This window comes from Aliagarivorans taiwanensis DSM 22990 (assembly GCF_000429505.1).
GTDB classification, from domain to species: Bacteria; Pseudomonadota; Gammaproteobacteria; order Enterobacterales; family Celerinatantimonadaceae; genus Aliagarivorans; species Aliagarivorans taiwanensis.
In genome coordinates, this window is the sequence record NZ_AUBZ01000001.1 from 1 (window position 1) to 15,191 (window position 15,191).

The 15,191-nt window shown below is 52.0% G+C and carries 12 protein-coding genes and 1 tRNA gene; 6 read left to right on the plus strand and 7 right to left on the minus strand.

What is annotated here, in order from left to right; translation table 11 throughout:
* Positions 1 to 302 (plus strand): ISAs1 family transposase (locus G462_RS21175; protein WP_035476211.1); only part of this gene is annotated, 302 nt, incomplete at its 5' end.
* 16 nt (positions 303 to 318) lie between these two features.
* Here G462_RS21175 and G462_RS21180 read toward each other — a convergent pair.
* Together G462_RS21180 and G462_RS0100020 are read right to left on the minus strand one after the other, a co-directional pair.
* The gene (locus tag G462_RS21180) at positions 319 to 1,071 is read right to left on the minus strand and encodes a site-specific integrase (protein WP_051326405.1); all 753 of its coding nucleotides are present in this window, start codon (positions 1,069 to 1,071) and stop codon (positions 319 to 321) included.
* An 814-nt stretch (positions 1,072 to 1,885) separates the two neighbouring features.
* Positions 1,886 to 1,962 (minus strand) — tRNA-Pro (locus G462_RS0100020).
* A 199-nt stretch (positions 1,963 to 2,161) separates the two neighbouring features.
* Here G462_RS0100020 and G462_RS21185 point away from each other — a divergent pair.
* Complete coding sequence (locus tag G462_RS21185; RefSeq protein ID WP_051326406.1) at positions 2,162 to 2,716, plus strand: NnrU family protein; 555 nt, start codon at positions 2,162 to 2,164, stop codon at positions 2,714 to 2,716.
* A gap of 86 nt (positions 2,717 to 2,802) precedes the next feature.
* Here G462_RS21185 and G462_RS0100030 read toward each other — a convergent pair whose 3' ends face one another.
* From G462_RS0100030 to G462_RS0100040, 3 genes are read right to left on the minus strand one after another with little or no spacing between them, the layout of a single operon-like run.
* A complete protein-coding gene (locus G462_RS0100030; RefSeq protein ID WP_026957173.1) occupies positions 2,803 to 3,759 on the minus strand; it encodes a LysR family transcriptional regulator in 957 nt (318 codons plus the stop codon).
* On the minus strand, positions 3,759 to 4,388 hold the full coding sequence (locus G462_RS0100035; protein WP_026957174.1) for a response regulator: 630 nt from the start codon (positions 4,386 to 4,388) through the stop codon (positions 3,759 to 3,761). The genes G462_RS0100030 and G462_RS0100035 overlap by 1 nt, the downstream gene beginning before the upstream one ends.
* A complete protein-coding gene (locus tag G462_RS0100040; RefSeq protein ID WP_026957175.1) occupies positions 4,385 to 5,782 on the minus strand; it encodes a cache domain-containing protein in 1,398 nt (465 codons plus the stop codon). Before G462_RS0100040 ends, G462_RS0100035 begins: the two co-directional genes overlap by 4 nt.
* A 230-nt stretch (positions 5,783 to 6,012) precedes the next feature.
* Between G462_RS0100040 and G462_RS0100045 the strand changes: the two genes are divergently transcribed.
* The 4 genes from G462_RS0100045 to G462_RS0100060 all read left to right on the plus strand — a co-directional run bounded on the left by G462_RS0100045 (position 6,013) and on the right by G462_RS0100060 (position 10,331).
* Positions 6,013 to 7,071 (plus strand): TRAP transporter substrate-binding protein, encoded by a 1,059-nt coding sequence (locus tag G462_RS0100045; RefSeq protein ID WP_026957176.1) that lies wholly within the window; start codon positions 6,013 to 6,015, stop codon positions 7,069 to 7,071.
* 94 nt (positions 7,072 to 7,165) lie between these two features.
* The gene (locus tag G462_RS0100050; protein ID WP_026957177.1) at positions 7,166 to 7,687 is read left to right on the plus strand and encodes a TRAP transporter small permease subunit; all 522 of its coding nucleotides are present in this window, start codon (positions 7,166 to 7,168) and stop codon (positions 7,685 to 7,687) included.
* Positions 7,674 to 9,059: a TRAP transporter large permease gene (locus G462_RS0100055; protein ID WP_026957178.1), complete on the plus strand. Its 1,386-nt coding sequence runs from the start codon at positions 7,674 to 7,676 to the stop codon at positions 9,057 to 9,059. The genes G462_RS0100050 and G462_RS0100055 overlap by 14 nt, the downstream gene beginning before the upstream one ends.
* 450 nt (positions 9,060 to 9,509) lie before the next feature.
* Complete coding sequence (locus G462_RS0100060) at positions 9,510 to 10,331, plus strand: hypothetical protein (RefSeq protein WP_026957179.1); 822 nt, start codon at positions 9,510 to 9,512, stop codon at positions 10,329 to 10,331.
* 158 nt (positions 10,332 to 10,489) lie between these two features.
* Here the strand turns inward: G462_RS0100060 and G462_RS0100065 are convergent, their stop codons facing one another.
* Positions 10,490 to 12,616 (minus strand): bifunctional 2',3'-cyclic-nucleotide 2'-phosphodiesterase/3'-nucleotidase, encoded by a 2,127-nt coding sequence (locus G462_RS0100065; RefSeq protein WP_051326407.1) that lies wholly within the window; start codon positions 12,614 to 12,616, stop codon positions 10,490 to 10,492.
* 279 nt (positions 12,617 to 12,895) lie between these two features.
* Positions 12,896 to 14,998 carry a bifunctional 2',3'-cyclic-nucleotide 2'-phosphodiesterase/3'-nucleotidase gene (locus G462_RS0100070; RefSeq protein WP_051326408.1) on the minus strand — a complete coding sequence of 701 codons (2,103 nt, stop codon included), beginning with the start codon at positions 14,996 to 14,998 and terminating at the stop codon, positions 12,896 to 12,898.
* Positions 14,999 to 15,191: the final 193 nt, after the last annotated feature.

Sequence of the window (15,191 nt, forward strand, 5' to 3'; positions counted from 1 at the left end):
AATACCGCTACTACATCAGTTCGGCAGAACTCAGCAAAGAGCAATTCGCCGACGCAGTACGCGGTCATTGGGGTATCGAAAACAGCCTTCACTGGGTACTTGATACATCGTTCAGCGAAGATGACTGCCAAATTTACCGAGAGAACGCCGCTGAGCTTTTGGCGATTGTCCGCCATATGGCGCTGAACTTGCTGCGACAGGAAACAGGTAAAAAAGCCAGCATCAGGCGTAAGCAAAATATTGCGGCAATGAACACAACTTACCTTGAACAGGTGCTATCAGCAGGGTTCTCAGAGAAATAGAGTGAAAAGTAACCATTCACGCTCTCACCCTGCCCTCAGGGCGATGTACTACGTAGGGTGAATCAACATCATCGACACTGCGATCAATGATTACCTTCAATCGCCCACCAATTGGGATAGCTACCCAAGAGGCCTCATTCTCCTCGGTTTTCTGCCGATGGATGAATAACTTTCCATACACGCCATTTTGCGGCTCTTTGTACCACATACATCCACAAACGCCTTTTTGGGGTCTCTCAAGGTTATAACGTATACGGGCGGTCTCTAGCCGTGCAGTTCCAGTCTGCAACGACAGATCCATTGCAACCTGCAACCAAGGCTCGGCAGCATTGTAGATGGCAAGAAAATCCTCTGCGGTAAGCCGCCGACGTGCTTTTGGAGCTTTCTTGGGAAACTTCATTTTCTGCGAGGCTGGGTTGTCGCGCATGATCCCAGCATCGCAGGCGTAACCAAATAGTTTTTCTAGCCAAGCGATTTTCCGGTTGTAGACGTTAGCCGAAGCCGTCTTATGAAACTCTTCCATGTATGCATTTACATGCTGTAACTCAATGTCAAATGCAGGGATAGACTTGAAAAAGAGAATCGATCGCTCTGCATCATTGCGCAATGTAGAGAGCTTCGAAGCTTTCGGCTGTTCCCGTGAAATCATGGTTTGCAAGAGCTTAGGGATGTGTGTTCCAAGGAAGATGTCCTTATCAGATGACGACATCGCGATAAGATCTTCAACACCTACCGAGTAGGAGCCACGCATTTGGCGGTTGTACCCCATGGCAATGCTGATGGCGTAGTTTCGGTCTGTACCGAGGTCCTTGCGAACTCCGTTAATCAGAGTAAAGCGATACCCCCTCTTTGGATCGTGATAAAGGTGTGGAGGTAGCGCTCGATTGGAACGATGTCGAGGTCGGCCCATTAGTATCAGGAACTCATATCAATGAGCTCATCAACGCAACGAGATACCTCCGAGCGAGTGCTGAAGGACTGATCATCAAATACATACATACGTTCATCAATTACCGCTCCTTGAATGATTCCATTGTCCAGCCAGTTTCTGATGGTTCTAGGTGTAGGGATCGACCCCTCTGCAAACTCTCGCTTTGCCCAAAGGGAACCCCGCATTAAGCGCGCCATGTCATTTCTCCATTTCTGAGGCCTTCCTGTGTATAGGGTGAATTTCGCGCAGGATCTGCCACCAAATTTTGAAAAAACCACAATAATGCGCGCATAGAACTTCAGGAAACATTATTAGCTATATTTTGACGCATAAGAGAAGTTTGATGCCAACCTTCCTTTTTAATTGGCGATAACCCTCTAGTTTCCTAGCCAAAAAGACCACTCTTTTATCTCGTCAATAAGCTTTATCGCAGTACTTTATGTTGCTTAGTCATATTCAGCTCTACTGGATACAAGAAGTTGAGCCAGACCGATGCGTTCAAGAAGTTCTAACCACGCACGGCCTGTTTATGAGCGGCCCAAATAGCCAAATTCGATGTTGAGTTTTACCCAAGTTTTACCCGAGTTTTACCCAAAGGCATTTTCTGAAGACATGAAAAAAGCCCGTAACTCAATGAGTTACGGGCTTGATATGGTCGGAACGAGAGGATTTGAACCTCCGACCCCTGACACCCCATGACAGTGCGCTACCAGGCTGCGCTACGTTCCGAAAGACTAGGTTGTGCTTAGCGCGTCACAACGCAGGCTAATTTATCCGAGGCTTTAAAAAACTGCAACAGTTGGGGTACGTTTTTTCGGGCTTAGTGGTTTAACCGTGCATTTAATCGCCTAAATTGGCTTAGATCCAACTACTTGCAAAGGAAAGCGAGCATAATGAGACTTTTGATAGCATCGAAAGGACGCTGCTTATGATGTGGCTATTGCTCGGTATGGTGTTGTTCTTAACGCCGCATATTCTCACCCTCACCCACTATCGTGCGCTTCTGGTCGATCGTATGGGCAAGCGCTACCAAGGGGTGTATGCCCTTGTCTCATTAGCGGGGTTTCTGCTGATGTTTTGGGGGCGCGGAGAGGCGGAGTATCAGCACCTGTATGTATTGAGCTGGCACTACGGCGCGCGGCATCTGTGTTATGGCTTGGTGCTAAGTTTCTTTGTATTGCTGGCGGCGATGTTTATTCCCTGTAACTTACGCCGCCGGTTACACCACCCCATGTTGACCGGGTTTGTGCTGTGGGCAATCGGCCATTTACTGGTAAATGGCGATCTGGCCTCGGTGTTGCTGTTTGCCACCATCGGACTCTATGCACTGATAGCCCTGGTGGTGCTGGTTAAAAGGGGCAAACTGTGTACGCTGCCAGCTCAGCCTTGGTGGAAGGATTTGCTGGTATTCGTTGTTGGGGTTGTGTTGTATGTGGCCTTTGTCAGCTTACATGGGCCACTGTTTGGGATTGCGCTTCGCTAGAAGACTCAGCGCTTAATTGCTACGTCGCGAATGCTATAACAGGTATCTTGTACAAGTCTCCACAGCAGCAGCTCATACTCAACAACTCACGCGCGAGTCGCTTCAATGCCCTGCTCGCGCAGCGTGTCCAATCGAGTTAGCAGGTACTGCTTAAACTGCTGGCATCGCTCGGGCATGGGGTGGCGCGGGCGGTAGTACATCCGCACATCGAAGGTCACCCGCATGTACTGATCCATCACACTGATCAGATCACCACGCGCCAGATGATCAACCACCAGCGAGTGTGGCAAGTAGGCAATGCCTGCGCCATGCAGGGCGAAGTCGAGCAGCATTGCGCTATTGTCGCACTGCAGGGCGTCGCTGATATCCACCATGGTTGCCTCGCCATCGCGCTCAAAACACCAACGATTTCCGCCAACTAAGGTATGGGCATACAGGCAGCGATGCTGAGCGAGCTGCTCCGGGCTTTGCGGTATGCCATTTGCCTGTAGGTAGTCTGGGGCGGCGCATAAGTAAAGCGGCTCACTAAGTAAGTGGCGACTTACCAACATTGAGTCCTGTTCACTCTGCCCACGGTAGCTGGCCTTAGCGCGAAAGGCGAAGTCCACCTTTAGCGGGTCGAAATCCCCTGCTTCGATAAACAGTTTGAAGTCGACTTTGGGGTGGTGCTGCATGTACTCCGAGACAATCGTTGAGAGGTATTGCTGCGCAAACAGTGGGGTTGAGCTTAGCCTGATCTCGCCGCGCTGCTGCTGCGCCAGATTCTCCACCTCGGCGCAGATTGTGTCGATCTCTGGCAGCAGTTTGCTAAAACGCTGGTATAGCAGCTCGCCGGCTTGGGTAGTGAGCATGGTGCGGGTACTGCGTTTGATAAGCTCGGTGCCCAGATGCTGCTCCAGCTCTTTTACCCAGCGGCTGCCCGCTGCTGCCGATACGCCTTGCTGCTTGGCGGCTTCACGGAACGAGCCGCTATCAATCACCGCACAGAAGAAGATGATCTTGTCGACGATCGGCGTGCGCGAGCTCAGATAGCGAGAAGCCATTACACCAAGCCCCGCTCAATAGCCGCTTTTACCAGCCCCGCGGTGGAGTTGACGCCGAGCTTACGCTTGATGCGCAGGCGGTGAGTCTCCACGGTGCGTACCGAGATATGCAGCTTGTCGGCGATCACCTTGTTGCAATCGCCATTGGCCAGCGCGGCCAGTACATCGTTCTCGCGCGGCGACAGGCTCTCCTCTTCCTCTTCGCTGGCATTGGGTTGTAGGTGCTGCACCAGTTTTTGCGAGACTTGGGCCGAGAAGTAGCTTCCGCCATCGGCCACTTGATTGATGGCCATCACCAGCTCGTCGGAGCTGACGTCTTTGAGCACGTAACCCTTCGCCCCCAGCGCAATCGCCTGCATGATGTAATCGCGCGAATCGTGCATCGATAAGATCACCACTGCCAGCTCTGATTGCTGCTGCTTGAGCTGCTCCAGCACTTCCAGGCCGCTCATGCCGGGCATATTAATGTCGAGTAGCAGCACGTCAGCATTTAGCTCAAACGCTGCGTTGAGCGCCTCTTCACCATTGCTGACACAGGCGCTGATGCGGATGTTGGGCTCAAGCTCCAGCCGAGACTTTAAGCCGTCCTGCATCAGGCGGTGATCATCGGCCAAAATCACTGAAATCATAAGCCCTCCGTGGCGAGCCCTTGCTCGCGTAAACTCTCTGCGGGCAGCTCAATGCGCACCTGTGTGCCGGTGCCCGGCTCGCTCTCCACCCAGAACAAACCGGCGATGGCAGCGATACGTTCGCGCATGTTGTTAAGCCCCATATGTTCGGAAAGGCGGCGCTTACCGCCCACCTCAAAGCCCACACCGTCATCGCTGATAGTGAGCAGTAACTTGTCGCCCTCGCGTTGCAGTACCACGTCGGCGCCGCTGGCTTGGCTGTGCTTCTCTACATTGCGCAGCGCCTCTTGGGTGACCCGGTATAACGTGGTCTCGACCTGCGAAGATAGCGCCAAGCCTTTGATATCGTGTTCGAATATCAGCTCCATCTGGCAGCGCTCCTGCATTGTGCTGATATGGCTTTGCAGCGCCGCCACCAGCCCTAAGTCGTCTAGCTGGGAGGGGCGCAGATCGCGGGAGATCCGCCTGATCTCGACGATCGCCTGATCCATCACCTCTTGGCTGGCCTGCCATTGCTCTAGTTGCCGGGCGGTCATCGTGCCGGAGCGCAGATTATCGAGACGGTACTTTGCAGCCACCAACAGCTGGTTAATGCCATCGTGTAACTCTTTAGACACGCGGCTGCGCTCTTTCTCCTGAGATTCGATAATTCTCTGATTTAACTTACTAAGTTGGCTATTGGCCATTCGTCGAACACTGAAGTTCATCGATGCGCCCAAACCTGCCACCAGCGACACTGCGATAAACACCACCAAGAATAGCGCGGCGGCACTTTTACCGACCCGGCCATCGAAGCCGTTCTCCACATGGGCTACCTGCAGCTCGATATCGTCGAGGTACACGCCAGTGCCAATCATCCACTGCCATTTATCCAGCCCCACCGCATAGCTCAGCTTGGGCAAAGGTTCAGACTTGGACGGCTTATGCCATTGGTACTCCACAAAGCCGCCGCCATGCTGGGCGGCATAGATAAGCTCCTGTAGCAGCTTTTTGCCGGTCACATCTTCCACTTCCCACCAGTTTTTACCGATGCGGTCCTGCTGGTAGGGCAGCACCAAGGACACGCCTTGATAGTCGTAGACAAAGAAGTAGCCATCTTGGCCATAGGTTAAGGTGCTGAGATGATCGATCACCAGTTGCTGGGCGTGTGCATCGTCGGCGGCGGCTTCCTCATAGATCGGCATCACCGCTTTTAGGGCCAACTCGACGTACTGCTGCAGTTCCTGCTTTTTGAGGTTGATCAGGTTGCTGCGAATTAAGGTGACTTCATCATCGACTAATTGTTTGGCTTGCGAAAATAACAAGGTTGCAACAATTGTGGTCACCGCAACCAGTGGTACCACCGACAGCATCACAATGCTCAAACTCAACCTATTGCGGTTCACCAACTCCATCTGGCTACTCCTGAGCGACAAATTAGACCAAAGTCGTACGTAGTTTTGCGTAATTGGCTTGCGTATTCTCCGCAGTAAATTTGCGCATTAATACCCATAGCTGCGCAATCCTGCGCTTCCTACACTGCAATGGCAGCACCCAATCCGGGCAACAACTTATTTACATAACCAGCTTAATTGCATAACCAAATAGTACACGGAACTGAATAGAACATCTCAAGGAGCGCACGATGAACTTCAAAACTCTGGCCATTGCTTGCAGCCTTGCCGTCACCCTCGGCACCACCAGTACCGCTAGCTTCGCCGCTGGCAAAGTCCTGTTAAAAACCCCGATTGCCTTTGGCACCCACCTGCCCGCCTTAGGTTCACCCATTAAGTGGTTCTCGGAGCATATTCCGATCACCTCCGGCGGCACTATTAAGATGAAGGTGTATGAGCCAGGCAAGCTGGTGAATCCTGCGGAAATCCTCGATGCGGTATCCACCGGCAAGGTCAACTCTGGCTACTCCACCGCCGGTTACTGGCAAGGCTCAATGCCTGCTGCCGCGCTGTTCTCAGCGGTACCGTTTGGCCCTGAAGCCGGTGAGTACATGGCGTGGCTGTACTTCGGTAATGGCCTGGAGCTCTATCAAGGCATGTACGACGAAGCAGGCTACAACGTGAAGGTACTGCCGTGCGCGATTATCTCGCCTGAAACCTCAGGCTGGTTTAAAAAACCGATTGAGTCACCGGAAGATCTGAAAGGCTTGAATATGCGCTTCTTTGGTTTAGGCGCTTCAGTAATGGAAAAACTCGGTGTGGGTACGGTGCAGATCCCCGGCGGTGAGATCTTCGGCGCACTGGAGAAAGGCGCCATCGATGCCTCGGAGTTCTCCCAGCCTGCTATCGACCAGCGTTTAGGCTTCCACAAAGTGGCCAAGTACAACTACTTCCCAGGCTGGCACCAACAGAGCACCGTGTTTGAGCTGCTGGTGAACAAAGACACCTGGAACGAGATGGACGAGAACCAGCAGAAAGCCATCGAAACCACCTGTATGGCCACCATGACCTACTCGATTGCCGAAGGCGAAGCGATGCAGTACTCCGCCATGCAAACCGCTCAAGACAATGGCGTGCAAATCCGCTACTGGAATGAAGAGATGCTTGATCTGTTCGAGTACACCTGGCTGGAAGTGGTAGAAGAGAAGAAGGAAGCCGACCCCTACTTCGCCAAAGTGTGGGCCGACCTAAGCCAGTTCCGTGAAGGCTACGCGCTGTGGGAGCAAAACGGCTTCCTACCTCGCGACTAGATCCCCTCGTATAACTCAAGTGGGTCGGGGTGTGGCCTAGAACAACATCACATGCCCTGACCGCTTGCTTCGCTTTTCGAAGGACGTAACAACCATGAATATTCCACAAGCGAGCATCCCAAAAACGATAGAACAGGCGGTTCGCTCAATATCGCGCTTCTTCGCCTGGGCAAACCTGCTCCTTATCGGTGTGATTATCTTGCAGGTCATCTTGCGTAAGGTGTTCTCCAACGGCCAAATCGCGCTAGAAGAGGTGCAATGGCACCTCTATGCCACCGCCGTCATGTTCGGCACTGCTTATGCCCAAATCACCAATCAACATGTGCGGGTCGATTTGTTCTACCAACGCTTTTCCGCCAAAGCGAAAGCGCTGGTAGAAGTGCTCGGCCTGAGCCTGCTCGCAGTGCCCTTTGTGATCATCGTCATCCTGCATTCCTATGATTTCGCCTATGAAGCCTGGCGAGTCAATGAAAGCTCCAGCGCACCCTCAGGGCTGCCATTTCGCTGGATCATTAAAGGGGTTATCCCGGTGAGTTTTAGCTTGTTGCTGCTGTCGATAGTGGCGCAAATTCTTCGTCAAATCGCAGTATTGGGAGGCTCGCATGGAAGCAAATGAAGTCTTAGTTATCGGCATGTTCGCCACCTTTATCGCGCTGCTGTTTACCGGTATTCCGGTGGCCTATGTGCTGGGCGGTGTGGGCGTGCTATTCGCCGCAGTAGGCTACTTTGCAGATATCTACCTCGATACCTTCACCGGGCTGGATTATCTAACGCTGGGTTTGGTGGTAAACCGCATCTTCAAGATCATGGATAACTGGATCCTGGTCGCCCTGCCGATGTTTATCTTTATGGGCAACATGCTGGATAAATCCGGGATTGCCGAAAAACTGATGGGCTCGATGCAGCAGCTGTTTGGCCGAGTACATGGCGGCCTGGCGATTACCGTGATGGCGATTGGTATCATTTTAGCGGCCTCCACCGGGATTATCGGCGCATCGGTGGTACTGCTCACCGTGATGTCGCTGCCAACCATGATGCGCCAAGGCTATCACCTGCCGCTGGCGCTGGGCACAGTGGCCTCGGCCGGTACGCTGGGGATCTTACTGCCGCCCTCGATTATGTTGGTGATTATGGCCGACCAATTGGGGCTGTCGGTGGGCGACCTGTTTATGGGCGCGATTATCCCGGGTCTGCTGCTGGGCGGCTTGTATATCGCCTATATCTTGATTGTTGGCCTGCTAAGCCCCAGCTCTGCCCCAGTGCCTGCCGATGTGCAAAAGGTAGAGTGGCGCTTGGTGGCGCGGGTGCTTAAAGATATCTTCCCCACCGTGGTGCTGATTTTTGTAGTGCTCGGCTCCATCTTCGCCGGTATTGCCACCCCCACCGAGGCCTCAGGCATTGGCGCATTGGGCGCAACAATGCTGGCTGCATTCAACCGTAAGCTCTCATTTAAGGTGATTAAGGAGGTGCTGATGAGCACCTACGGCACCACCGCCTACATCTTTATGATCTTCCTCGGCGCCACCTGCTTTGCACTAGTGCTGCGCGAACTCGGTGGTGATGAGCTGATTGAGTCCTTCCTAAGCGGCCTGCCCTTCGGCCCCTATGGGATCATCGCCTTTATCTTGGGGATTATCTTCTTGCTGGGCTTCTTCCTTGATTGGATTGAGATCACCCTGATTGCCCTGCCGCTGCTGGCGCCGGTGGTTTCCAGCCTCGGGATAGAGATCGACGGCCACGGCGTGGTGGATAACCCAAGCCTGGTGTGGTTTGTGATGTTGGTGGCGATGGCGCTGCAGACTAGCTTCCTCACCCCACCGGTCGGCTTTGCACTGTTCTACCTAAAAGGCGTGTGCCCGCCAGAGGTGGAGCTCAAGCAGATCTACCGCGGCGTGATCCCCTTTATCATTATCCAACTGGTTGCTTTAGTGTGCTTGGTGGTGTGGCCACAGCTGGTGTTGTGGTTCCCGAGTGTGGCCTATGGCTAGGAGCAGATAATCAAAGTTAATCCTGCCTAGAAACGACAACCCCGAGCATTGCTCGGGTTTGCTATTACTGCGAGTCGGCCTTTGGGCGCTTTGGAACCGTTCCTGAAACAACTCGTAACCTTCTGCGTTTTGCTCAATGAACGCTTTGATGTGACTGAGCGCATCTAAGTAGTCCAACGCAATCGGCGATAAGCTCAGCGAACGTTCAGCGTCCAGTTTTCCCACAGCTCGAAAGTGAATCATGCCATCGTCGCCGGCATTGACCCTGCGGTACTCAAAGTAGTCCGAATTGCAGATGCAACTCTCTTTCACTCAACATCGCGAGATGCTGCAATAAAGTATTGGAATGGGCGTTTGGTTTGTTTGCAAAGTATTGCAAAAATATACCCAGCCTCTACCAAACACCAGCAATCCATGTAGTATCAAACGCAATAACTACAAGGATTTACAATGAAACACACTATTCAAATGGGGCTTTTGGCAAGCATAGTCGCCATCACGGGCTGCACCGTGGAAGACGACAAATTTACCGACGAGGACGTTGCTCGAGCGGTGGAATGTAGCAACCAGAACGGGCGGGATATCTGTCGCAACCCGCTAGGTCTAGATACTTGGGGCGTAGCTACACTGTCCAACGGAGAATTGACCTGCCGCGCCCTTTACTGTGTATCACCCTTTAGCGAAGTACCAGAGTACCCAGGCCTAACCGTATGGGATGTTGAAAATCGGTTGATCCCCGTATACTTTCTCGACCAAGTCGACAAGCGTTTCAACTATGCCCTTGACCAAGTTGAGCTCGCAGTAGGCAGAACCATGTTCGAACGCCATGGCGTGATTAACTTAAACATCGACGCACCTACGGATATCGATTACAGCCGACTTGATAGCGGTGGTGGGATTATCTTCAGCCAAGCTACCGCAGTATGCAATGACTCGGTTTGTAGCAGTAGCAATGTCTCTACTGCCCCCTACTCAGACAGTATTCCGCGTTACATAACCACCGATTATCAGAAGATCTGGCGTGCGAGTGGACACGGCTTTGTCTGGGTGAACCTCGATGCAGCGGAGTATCCAGGAAGCGATACCATGGTCAAAACCGCCTCGGAAAACAGTGCAATACATGAACTTGCCCATGTATTAGGCATGCATTCGCACTTCGATGGGTTTAGCCGCTCCGAGGCATGGAGCCACAATGCTTCTCGCGTGTTAAAAACCATGTACTACCGCGGAAACCCACCGGGCGTGCCTTATTTTGCGATGTACATCCGCTAAGGCAAACCAAGGGGTCTTTACCCGTCATGGCTATTTTGAGTAGAAACTAGTGCATTAGAACAAATGTGCCCATGGCTAGCGACTCACAAGCGGAGTTGTTTCTGCTCATATAAAACAAACCCGAGCAATGCTCGGGTTTGTTTTAGTGTTGAGTCGGTTTAGAAGTGAACTCTAAACAACTCATAGCCATCAGCGTCTTGTTCATTAAGCGCTTCGATCTGAGCGTGATCGCTTACATAATCCAGTGCTCGCGGTGAGGTCGCCAAGCGCACGTTGCCAGGTGCATGGCCAGTGTCACCCAGAGTTAACTTCCAGTTGTTCACAAGGTTAAGCGTGATAACACCGCCGTCAGCTTCGTCGCCCAAAAACTCCAAGTAGTTTTGGATATGGTTTCGGGTTTCTTCCGGATCTTCGTAAACAATAGCCTCTGGACCAACACCCGGGAAGTTGCCACTACCGCTAGCGCGATGGTTATTAGTGATAATCAGGAACTCTTGCTCAAGATCCAAGGGCTCACCTTGATAGGTCACATTGGCGATACGGTTACTATCTGGGTTGATCGGCTCTTCGTTATTTTGCTCATAACGAGGCTCAACACTGATGTCGATCTCGTATTCAATACCAAAGAAGATATCGAAGTTGTAAGTTTGGAACCCAGCATTTTTGAGTGCTTGTTCATCGTCACGACCTGCGATGGTATTGAACTGACCAGCAGACATCTCTAGCCATTCAATCACGCCCGCGCCTGTGAGTTTAACCACCTGCAGAGTATTCGGAAAAATATACAAGTCAGCCACGTTACTCAGAGTAATTGGACCGGCAGGTACATAGGTAAAGTCGCTCGGACCATTTCGGCCACCGCGGAAAGGCGCAGCAACAGCCAGCATCGGAAGGTCGTTGTTATCGCCAAATGCACCATCTGACTTCAGCTGCTCACCACGCCACATTTGCGCTTCGTTAACCAACTGCACTGACAGATCAGGACCTGCCAATGAGAAGAAGCTGTAAATAGCTTGATCGCTCTCGCCAATCTCTTCTGCCATGTACTCAACAGTACCTTCGTGCTCCGCGGCAACCTCGGCCACAATGCGCGCGTCTTCGTTGTGCTCACCTTCAGTTTCATCGATATCCATCAACTTCACATCGGCGCTAAGCAGGTCGGTAATGATGCCACCGGCTTTTGCTTCAAGAGGATCTTTCGCGAGTACTTTATAAGTCAGGTCAATCACGCCCAGCTTATTACCCCAAAAGCCAGGCATAACTGCTGGTACACCGTACAAGGTACCTGCTTTCACATCAGCGCCAGGGTAATCAGCGAAGCTCTCATGCGGGAAGTCTACATGGTCGTGGCCGAACATAATCGCATCGATACCGTCTACTTGGGCCAGCAGGCCAGAGGCGTTTTCCGCGTAATCATACTCGTAGTCTGGCAACTCACCAGTGCGACTCAGGCCCGAGTGAGGAACCGCAACCACGATTTCAGCGCCCTCTTCAATCATCTTCGGCACGTAGTACTCAGCTGCCTTCACGATATCAGCCACCTGGACTTGGCATTCTAGGTGGCTTTTATCCCAACCCATGATTTGTGGAGGAACAAAACCGATAACACCAACGGTTACTTCAACTTCACGGCCTTCACTTGAGATATAGGTTTTTTCCACCAACTCATAAGGTGCAAAGTACGGCGTCTCGTTCTCGAAGAAGGCGTCGTAGTTCCCGTTGTAGTGCTTGTCGATGGCGGTACGACAAACACCATGACCATCCACCTTGGCATCTTCGAAGTAGAACACGTTGGCACTGACGTATGGGAAGTCAGCACCTGCAATTGACGCATCTAGAAACTCTAGTCCGAAGTTGAACTCGTGGTTACCAATGTTAGCGACGTCATAACCCACATGGTTCATGGCACGGTAAATCGGGTGGATATTACCTTGACCCAACCAGCCTGCGCCCAACTCTTTCGCCACATAGTCACCAAATGGAGAGCCTTGGATCAAGTCACCATTATCAACCAAGAAGCTGTTTGGTTGTTCTTCACGCGCTTTGTCGATAATCAGCGCTGTGCGAGAGAAACCGTACTCCGGATCTTCTTCTGAAGTGAAGTAGTTAAAGCTGCGCATATTGGCATGGATATCGGTGGTCTCCATCAAGCGAATGGTAAGAGTTTCACCGTCGTAAGGCTGCTCGCTATCAGAGCTAGAGCCGCCACAGGCAGCCAAAAGTGAACAAGCAACGGCTGTAGCGCTTAGGCGCAGCAGCGACTTGCCAGAAAAGGTATTTTTCATGGGATTTCGTTATTTAGTAAATGCTTTGGATTTAGTGCGCGCGGAATATGACACATAAAACAGCACAATAAAACTGATTTATTGCTATATAAAAGATATTTATACCACCTGTAAAAACATAAGCGGGGTTATTGACCAAAGAGCGAGAATCAAAGGGCTTGAAGGCTACTCAAGGGCAAGGGTTGTGAGAGGCTCGACTCCCCAAAAGGCTCAAGTGAACATAAAAAAACCGATGCGCTGGCGCATCGGTTTTATTTGGGTAAAAGCCTAACTCAGTGCTTAAAACTGAATACGAAAGATCTCGTAGCCCTCTGCGTTTTGCTCATTGAGCGCTTCGATGTGGCTGTGCGCATCTACGTAGTTCAAGGCAATCGGCGATGAGGTCAAGCGAACGTTGCTTGGCGCCAGGCCACTGTCACCTAGAGTGAGTGTCCAGTTCTGCTGCAGCTCGAAGCGGATAATGCCATCATCACCGGCATTGGCTCCGCGGTATTCCAGGTAGTTCTGGATGTGGTTGCGGGTCTCTTCCGGATCTTCGTAAACGATGATGTCAGCGCTTACACCCGGGAAGTTACCGCCACCGCTGGCACGGTAGTTGTTGGTCACAATTAGAAACTCTTGTGCAAGGTCTAGCGGTGCGCCTTGGTACATGATGTTCAAGATACGGTTGGTATCGCGCGCCGGCTCTGGCTGGTAGGCGTCGTAACGCGCATCAACACTGAGGTCGATATCGTAGTCCAGGCCATAGAACACATCGAAGTTGTAGGTAGGGAAGCCAGCACTGTCGAGCGCTTGCTCCTCATCGCCACCTTTGATGGTATTAAACTGAGCCGCCGACATCTCAAGCCACTCAATCACTTGGGCACCGGTCATCTTCACCACTTGCAAGGTATTGGGGTAGATGTACAAGTCGGCCACGTTGCTCAGGGTAATTGGTCCTGCGGGCACATAGGTAAAGTCGCTGGTACCATTACGGCCACCACGGAACGGGGCGGCAACCGCTAACAGCGGCAGGTCGTTGTCGGCACCGAAGGCTCCATCGGCTTTAAGCTGCTCGCCACGCCACATCTGCGCTTCGTTCACCAACTGTACCGACAAGTCTGGGCCAGCCAACGAGAAGAAGCTGTAGATGGGCTGGTCGCTCTCACCAATCTCGGTGGCCATATACTCAACGGTACCGTCATGCTCGGCCGCTACTTCGGCGACAATGCGCGGGTCTTCGTTTTGCTCACCTTGGGTTTCATCGATGTCCATCAGGGCAACATCAGCACCGGTAATCGCGTAACGGACGACTTGATCGCCATCAAGGGTAAGCTGCAAGCTTAGGTCAATCACCCCAAGCTTGTTGCCCCAAAACCCTGGCATTACCGCAGGTACGCCGTGAATGGTGCCAGCCTCAACATCTGCGCCCGGGAAGCCTGCAAACTTATCACTGGGGAAATCCAAGTGATCGTGGCCAAACATGATGGCATCGATACCCTTAACCTGCGCCAGCAGCGCCGAGGTGTTTTCCAGGTAATCGTACTCGTAGTCAGGCAAATCGATGCCCTCGCTGCCGCTTAGGCCTGAGTGTGGTACCGCGACAACAATATCTGCGCCGGCAGCTTGCATCTTAGGTACGTAGTATTCTGCGGCCTTCACGATATCAGCAACTTGTACCTGACACTCAAGGTGGGATTTATCCCAGCCCATGATCTTGGGTGGCACAAAACCAATCACCCCGACCTGCATCTCAACCTCACGCCCTTGGTCTGTGGTGTAGGTTTTGGAAACGATTACATATGGGTCGTAATAAGGGGTTTCGTTTTCGAAAAACTCGGCGTAGTTGCCGTTGTAGTGATCGTCGATGGCGGTCAGACAGTTACCGTCAGCATCCACTTCTGCATCTTCGAAGTGGAAAACGTTCGCGCTGACATAGGGGAACTCAGCACCAGCGATAGAAGCATCAAGGAAAGGTAGACCGAAGTTGAACTCATGGTTACCCATGTTCGCTGCATCATAGCCCACCAAGTTCATCGCTCGATAGATTGGGTGGGTGTTGCTGGCAAGCCAGTCAGTGCCCAACTGCTTGGCAACGTAGTCGCCAAACGGCGCGCCTTGGATCAGGTCCCCGTTGTCCACCAGAAAGTGGTTGGGCTGCTGCTCGCGAGCCTGCTCGATAACCAAGGCAGTTCGAGAGAAACCAAATTTAGAATCTTCTTCCGCGGTGAAGTAGTTAAAGCTGCGCATGTTAGCGTGCAGATCGGTGGTTTCCATCAGACGCAAGGTCATGGTCTCGGTGGTGAAATCAGAGTTACTGCTACCACATGCCACCGCCAAAACGGATGCCACAGCTACCGCGCTCATGCGCAGCAAGTATTTGGTTTGATTGTTAATTTCCATATTACCTAAGGTTTAGTTAATAAAAGGCAGTAACAATCTATTGGTCAATTGTGACAATAACTTTTAATTAATATGAAACTTAATTCCAGCGAGGAACGCAAAGGCAGGACTTATCACTATTGAAAGCCATAAAGACCGCGCGTGACACCACGAATTTCACTAAAGCAGTGAATTAGACTACCAATAAGTTAAT